This window comes from Photorhabdus namnaonensis, assembly GCF_001684335.1.
Lineage (GTDB): Bacteria > Pseudomonadota > Gammaproteobacteria > Enterobacterales > Enterobacteriaceae > Photorhabdus > Photorhabdus namnaonensis.
Window position 1 is genome coordinate 195,448 of record NZ_LOIC01000082.1, and the last position, 6,333, is coordinate 201,780.

Sequence of the window (6,333 nt, forward strand, 5' to 3'; positions counted from 1 at the left end):
TTGGTTCATATTTTAACCGATGCTGCGCCGGCTATTGTACTGGCAGATGATGCTGGACGTGCCGCGTTAGGCAAAAAAGTGTTGACAGCGCTAACTGTACTGGACCCAAATTTATTGCTTAACCAACCGGATAGCAACCCGCAGATATCGGCATTAACTCCACGCCATCTGGCGTATGTGATTTATACCTCCGGTTCGACCGGCATACCAAAGGGCGTGATGGTCGAACATCGTGGGCTGGTTAACCTGATTCAGGAAAAAATCGTTCAGTTTGATATTCATCCGGGGAGCCGGATGTTGCAGTTTGCCTCATTTGGCTTTGATGCCGGTGTCTGGGAAACCCTGATGGCATTGTGCAGTGGAGCCATTTTGTCGATTCCTGCCGATGCGGTGCGTCAGGAGCCTCGCTATCTCTGGCATTATCTGGAAGAACAGGCGATAACCCACGCTTGCTTGACCCCGGCCCTACTCCGAGAGGGGACCGATGTGCCGGAGATGGCAATAAGACCGACGTTGATACTCGGTGGTGAGGCGCCCAGCGTGGCGCTGATTCAGGCATTGAGTCGTCGGGCAACGGTGTTTAATGCCTATGGACCAACAGAAATCACGGTGTGTGCGGCTACCTGGTGTTGTCCGTCAGACTACACTGAGGGCGTCATTGCGATTGGGCGTCCGACAGCTAACACACGAATTTATTTGCTAAATACTAACGGTCAGCCGGTGCCGTTAGGCGCGGTTGGAGAGATGTATATTGGCGGTGTGGGTGTTGCGCGAGGCTATCTCAACCGCCCTGATTTGACGACAGAACGTTTTCTGGCCGATCCGTTTAGTGGTGAACCTGGTGCCCGTTTGTACCGGACCGGGGATTTGGCCCGCTATCGGCCGGATGGCAATCTGGAATTTCTGGGCCGTAATGACCAGCAGGTGAAAATCCGCGGTTTCCGTATTGAGCCGGGGGAAATAGAAGCCCGATTGCTGGAGCACCCGGCGGTAAGTGAAGCACTGGTGCTGGCTTTGGGTGACGATCAGGATAAACGGCTGGTGGCCTATGTGGCGGCAGAAGCGGATGACCGGTTGGTTAACAGCTTGCATGTTCATCTAAGAGCCATTTTGCCGGATTACATGATACCGGCGGCCTTTGTGCGTCTGGATGCCCTCCCGGTGACGCCGAACGGCAAGCTGGATCGTCGGGCGTTACCTGCGCCGAGGGAGGGAGCTTTTGCCCGTCAGGTTTATGAAGCGCCTCAAGGGGAGACAGAAACCCTATTAGCCGCAGTCTGGAGCGAGTTGTTGGGTATTGAACAGATCAGTCGGCATGACAGCTTCTTTGCCTTGGGCGGTCATTCATTGCTGGCGGTGCGGATGGTTGAACGTCTGCGTAATGCCGGGTTAACCCTGGCGGTACGTGATTTATTCCAGTCCCCAGTGTTATCTGAATTTGCCCAAACAGTAGGGCAATCACAGGCGGTGATAGTGCCGGCAAATGTCATTACCTCGGCGACCACGGCGCTCACACCTGAGATGTTGCCGTTGATTGAGCTGACCCAGCTTGAGATTGACTATATTGTGGAACAAGTGCCGGGTGGAATGGCTAATATTCAGGATATCTATGCCCTGTCACCGTTGCAGGACGGCATCCTGTTTCACCATTTGCTGGCGAATAACGGCGATCCATATTTGCTGGCCGGTCAGATGGTCTTTGCTGACCGTGCCCTGTTGGACAGCTATTTGGTGACCATGCAACAGGTGATTGACCGTCATGACATTCTGCGTACGGCCTTTATCTGGCAGGGATTACCCACGCCGGTTCAGGTGGTTTGGCGTCAGGCTCAATTATTAATCACCGAACTGACATTGAACCCGATTGATGGGTCGGTCCGTGACCAGTTAGCTCAACGTTTTGATCCGAGTCGCTATCGTATTGATCTGCAACGAGCGCCTTTGCTGCATTTTGTAATAGCTCAGGAGAGTGATGGCCGCTGGTGCGTATTGCAATTGTTGCATCATTTGATTGGCGACCATACGACGCTGGAAGTGATGAACCGTGAGGTTCAGGCTTATTTTGCCGGACAGGAAGAGAGCTTGCCATCGCCGGTTCCTTTCCGCAATTTGGTGGCACAAGTCCGGTTAGGGGTGAGTCAGGCCGAGCATACCCGTTTCTTTACTGACATGTTGGTTGAAGTGGATGAACCGACGTTACCATTCGGGTTGACGGAAGTGCATCGGGATGGTTCACAAATGGCGGAATCGCACCGGATGTTGGCGCCTGATCTGAATGACCGCTTGCGTAGCCAGGCCCGGCGTCTGGGCGTCAGTTTGGCTGCGTTATGTCATTTGGCCTGGGCACAGGTGTTGTCACGTACCAGCGGACAGGCGAAAGTGGTGTTCGGCACCGTGCTGTTTGGGCGGATGCAGGCAGGAGAAGGGGCTGACAGCGGCATGGGATTGTTTGTCAACACTCTGCCGTTGCGGTTGGATATAGATGATACCCCGGTGCAGGAGAGTGTACGGTTAGCGCATACCCGGTTAGCCGGATTGTTGGAGCATGAACATGCGTCACTGGCGCTGGCTCAACGTTGCAGTCGGGTGCAAGATGAAATTCCGCTCTTTAGCGCTTTGTTGAACTACCGGCATAATGCGCCGGCGATAACCACGGATGCAACCATCAGCGGCATTGAATTCTTGGGCGGGCAAGAGCGCACGAACTATCCGTTGGTGCTCTCAGTGGAGGATTTTGGTCACTCTTTGGGGTTGACGGCACAAATCGTTCAACCGATTGATCCGGAGCGGATATGTGGTTATATGCAACAAGCACTGGAAAGTCTGATACAAGCGCTTGAGCAGCGGCCGGAAGCTCCAATACGGTTACTGAATATTTTACCGGCAGTAGAAAAAAGGCTGTTGCTGGAGAGCTGGAATGCGACCCAGGCGCCATATCCTGACCAGTGTTGTATTCACCGGCTGTTTGAACAACAGGCAGAAAACACTCCTGATGCGATAGCGCTGGTGTATGGAGAACACATTCTCAACTATGCCGAATTAAATGCTCGCGCCAACCGGCTGGCTCACTGGTTAATTGGGCAGGGGGTCCAGCCCGATAACCGGGTCGCAGTGCAGTTAGAACGTTCTGTTGAACTGGTGGTGGCTCAATTGGCTATCCTCAAGGCCGGGGCCGTGTATGTGCCGATCGATCCTAGAGTACCGGATGAGCGGAAACACTGGCTGATAACCGACTGTTCAGCCCAATTATTGCTTACTGATATCCCGGTTGACTTGGCCAATGAGAGCGGCTCTATCAAGGCGGAGGATTACCTTAATCCTGACTTGTCCCGCACCAGTACTGAGCTGGCTTATATTATGTATACCTCCGGCTCGACCGGTACACCTAAAGGGGTAATGGTGCCGCATCGGGCGGTGGTTAGACTGGTCATCAATAACGGGTACGCCGAAATCGGGCCGGATGATCGGGTGGCGTTTGAAGCTAACCCAGCTTTTGATGCCAGCACCTTTGAGGTTTGGGCGCCATTGCTGAATGGCGGTACGCTGGTGGTGATTGATCACGCTACTGTGCTAACGCCCAAAGAGTTTGCCCAGGCATTACAGACTTATCGCATTACCGTACTGTGGTTGAGTGTCGGGCTATTTAACCGACTGGCGGCAGAGTTGTCTCCGGCTCTTCCTCAGCTCAAAATTCTGATTGTCGGCGGCGATGTGCTGGATCCGCATGTGATGGCGCAAGTTCTGCGTGATAGCCCGCCGCAACAGTTATTAAATGGCTATGGACCGAGTGAGGGCACCACCTTTACCACCACCTACCGTATTACCGCGTTATCGTCGGGAGTGGCGAGAATTCCCATTGGCCGACCGATAGCCAATACGCGGGTTTATCTGTTGGATGCCAATGGTCAGTTAGTACCGTTGGGGGCGGAAGGGGAAATTTATATCGGCGGAGATGGGGTTGCCTGTGGCTATCTTAATCGCCCTGAATTGACCGCTGAACGTTTCCTGCCAGATCCGTTCAATGATGAACCGGGTGCCCGGATGTACCGGACCGGGGATTTGGCTCGCTATCTACCGGATGGCAATCTGGAATTTCTGGGTCGTAATGACCAACAGGTGAAAATCCGTGGTTTCCGCATTGAGCCGGGGGAAATCGAAGCCCGATTAATGGAACACCCGGCGGTGAATGAAGTTGCTGTACTGGTGCTGGACGACGGTCAGGACAAACGGCTGGTGGCTTATGTGGTGGCAGAAGTGAATGAAGAGTTGGTCAATCGTCTGCGTACTCATTTAAGTGCGGTGTTACCGGATTATATGGTTCCGGCCGCGTTTGTACGTCTGGATGCCTTCCCGCTGACCTCGAATGGTAAACTGGACCGCCGGGCGCTACCGGCGCCGGGGGAAGAGGCTATTGCCCGGCAGATTTACGCCGCGCCGTCAGGGGAGATGGAAACCACATTGGCCGCTATCTGGTGTGAGTTACTGGGTGTTGAGCGGATTAGCCGGTATGACAACTTTTTCGCACTGGGCGGCCATTCGCTATTGGCGGTGCGGATGATGAACAGGATAGCGGCGTTGGGGATTGAATTACCGCTGTCCACGCTGTTTACATTCCCGTCTTTGATAGCCTTTGCTGAGGCGATGCGTGCCCGGTTTGATGAGTTAGGCGAGGTATTGCCCGCTATCATTCCGCTGTCTCGTGAGGGCCAATTGCCGTTGTCATTTGCGCAACAGCGCCTGTGGTTCCTGGCGCAGTTTGAGGGGGTGAGTGAGACCTATCATATTCCTCTGGCCCTGCGTCTATATGGTCAGTTGGATATTGTGGCTTGGCAGCAGGCGCTTAATATGTTGTTTGCCCGTCATGAAGCGTTGCGTTCTGTTTTTGTTGCTGTTGACGGCCAGCCGCAGGTGGAATTGTTGCCGGCGGCATTAGGGCTGCCGATGAAGAAATATGATCTACGTGACGTACCGGATGTAGATGCCCAACTTGCCTCTCTCTCTGCTCAGGAAGCCGGGGCACAGTTTGATCTTGCCTGTGGCCCATTAATTCGTTCCAGTCTGGTACAACTGGCTGATGATGATCACGTTTTCTTACTGACTCAGCACCATATTGTTTCCGATGGTTGGTCTTTAGGGGTATTGAAATCAGAGCTGGAGGCGCTTTATTCGGCTTACTTGAACCAACAGCCTGATCCATTGCCGCCGTTGACGATTCAGTATCCTGATTACGCCGCCTGGCAGTGCCAATGGTTGTCGGCAGAACAGATACAGTCCCAATCTGACTATTGGCGCACCAATCTAGTTGATGCGCCGGTTCTGTTGGATTTGCCCACTGACCGGCCACGTCCATCTCAGCAGTCATTTGCCGGAAATATCTTGCCTGTCAGTCTGGATGCAGAGTTAACCCAATCCCTTAAACGCTTGAGTGAGCAACAGGGCGTCACGTTATTTATGACCCTGTTGGCGGCTTGGGCAACGGTTCTATCGCGTTTGTCAGGTCAGGAAGATCTGGTTATCGGTACGCCGAGTGCCGGTCGCAGTCGGCAAGAAGTGGAATCCTTGATCGGCTTTTTTGTGAATACGCTGGCGTTGCGGATGGATTTATCCGGTGAACCCAATGTGGCGGAATTACTGGCGCGGGTAAGACAAACCGCGTTGGCGGCACAGGAACATCAAGATCTGCCGTTTGAACAGGTGGTGGAAATCGTGCAACCACCACGCCGACTGGCGCATACCCCATTGTTCCAAGTGATGTTTGCCTGGCAGAACAATGAGAACACGGAATGGCGGTTGCCGGGACTGGTGGTTTCACCTGTCGGGCAAGCTTTTGATGTGGTTAAGTTCGATCTTGAGCTGAACTTGTCTGAGGTAGAGGGCAAGATTGTCGGTTATCTGAATTATGCCACCGCACTGTTTGACCAGCCGACCATTGAGCGGCATATGCAATATCTCCATACCGTATTGCGAGGGGTGGTGACTAACCTTCAACAACCGGTCGGAAAAATCGATATTCTGACAGTGACAGAGCGCAGACTATTGCTGGAAACTTGGAATGTAATTGAAACAACATATTCTAATCAGTTATGTATTCATCAATTATTTGAACAACAGGTGGAGAACGCGCCTAATGAGACGGCTGTGGTATATGAAGAACAGCTCCTCAGCTATGCCGAGCTCAATGCCCGCGCCAACCGTCTGGCGCATCAACTGATAACGTTGGGCGTTACACCGGACCAACGGGTGGCGGTTTGCGTGTCACGTTCACCGGCAATGGTGGTGGGGGTATTAGCGGTGCTGAAAGCCGGGGGGGCCTATGTGCCGCTGGACCCGGTC

Annotated in this window: 1 protein-coding gene; it reads left to right on the top strand. The window is 53.4% G+C overall.

Translation table 11 applies throughout. The features are described from left to right. Positions 1 to 6,333 (top strand): non-ribosomal peptide synthetase (locus Phpb_RS25020; RefSeq protein ID WP_122983187.1); only part of this gene is annotated, 6,333 nt, incomplete at both ends.